The organism is Trichococcus palustris, assembly GCF_900114465.1.
In the GTDB taxonomy this organism is placed as follows: Bacteria; Bacillota; Bacilli; order Lactobacillales; family Aerococcaceae; genus Trichococcus; species Trichococcus palustris.
In genome coordinates this window covers 8,480-9,421 of the sequence record NZ_FOTD01000037.1, presented here as the reverse complement: position 1 = coordinate 9,421, position 942 = coordinate 8,480, and the positions used below count along the sequence as shown (strand labels likewise).

Here is a 942-nt window from a genome sequence, read left to right as displayed (position 1 = left end):
TTTTTTAAGGATATTAATTTCATACGCGGGTGTGGCGGAATTGGCAGACGCACTAGATTTAGGATCTAGCGCCGCAAGGCGTGGGGGTTCAAGTCCCTTCACCCGCACTTTTTATCAAGCCGGCTTAGCTCAGTTGGTAGAGCATCTGATTTGTAATCAGAGGGTCGAGGGTTCGAATCCTTTAGCCGGCACCATTTAGCGGAAGTAGTTCAGTGGTAGAACATCACCTTGCCAAGGTGGGGGTCGCGGGTTCGAACCCCGTCTTCCGCTTTCATAAGATACATGCCAGTTCTTATGAAAGTTTCACGAAAATAGCTGCCGGGGTGGCGGAACTGGCAGACGCACAGGACTTAAAATCCTGCGGTGAGTGATCACCGTATCGGTTCGATCCCGATTCTCGGCATCATTTCGCACTCATAGCTCAATTGGATAGAGTACTTGACTACGAATCAAGCGGTTGCAGGTTCGACTCCTGCTGGGTGCATTCACAAGTACGGGAAGTAGCTCAGCTTGGTAGAGCACTTGGTTTGGGACCAAGGGGTCGCAGGTTCGAATCCTGTCTTCCCGATTGTACTATTTTTATGGGGCCTTAGCTCAGCTGGGAGAGCGCCTGCCTTGCACGCAGGAGGTCAGCGGTTCGATCCCGCTAGGCTCCATTTTTTAAATTTTTTGGCGGTGTAGCTCAGATGGCTAGAGCGTCCGGTTCATACCCGGGAGGTCATGGGTTCGACCCCCTTCGCCGCTATGTAATGTTTGACCTGGACCTTTAGCTCAGTTGGTTAGAGCAGACGGCTCATAACCGTCCGGTCGCAGGTTCGAGTCCTGCAAGGTCCATGAATTTCAGATCAGTCGTTACCTTTTCATTATCGCGGGGTGGAGCAGTTGGCAGCTCGTCGGGCTCATAACCCGAAGGTCACAGGTTCAAGTCCTGTCCCCGCAATT

At 52.0% G+C, this 942-nt stretch carries 10 tRNA genes; all 10 read left to right on the top strand.

The annotated features are described in order from the left end of the window. Positions 1–25 precede the first annotated feature (25 nt). The 10 genes from BM101_RS13420 to BM101_RS13375 all read left to right on the top strand — a co-directional run bounded on the left by BM101_RS13420 (position 26) and on the right by BM101_RS13375 (position 940). Positions 26–107 (top strand) — tRNA-Leu (locus tag BM101_RS13420). 11 nt (positions 108–118) lie between these two features. After that, positions 119–194 (top strand) — tRNA-Thr (locus tag BM101_RS13415). A gap of 4 nt (positions 195–198) precedes the next feature. Next, positions 199–270 (top strand) — tRNA-Gly (locus BM101_RS13410). A gap of 47 nt (positions 271–317) precedes the next feature. Next, positions 318–403 (top strand) — tRNA-Leu (locus tag BM101_RS13405). A gap of 7 nt (positions 404–410) precedes the next feature. Next, a tRNA-Arg gene (locus BM101_RS13400) sits at positions 411–484 on the top strand. Positions 485–494: 10 nt separating this feature from the next. Then, positions 495–568: transfer RNA gene (locus BM101_RS13395), tRNA-Pro, on the top strand. A gap of 15 nt (positions 569–583) precedes the next feature. After that, positions 584–656: transfer RNA gene (locus tag BM101_RS13390), tRNA-Ala, on the top strand. 15 nt (positions 657–671) lie between these two features. Then, positions 672–745, top strand: a tRNA-Met gene (locus BM101_RS13385). A gap of 15 nt (positions 746–760) precedes the next feature. After that, a tRNA-Ile gene (locus tag BM101_RS13380) sits at positions 761–834 on the top strand. Positions 835–867: 33 nt separating this feature from the next. Then, positions 868–940 (top strand) — tRNA-Met (locus BM101_RS13375). The last annotated feature ends 2 nt before the right edge of the window (positions 941–942 follow it).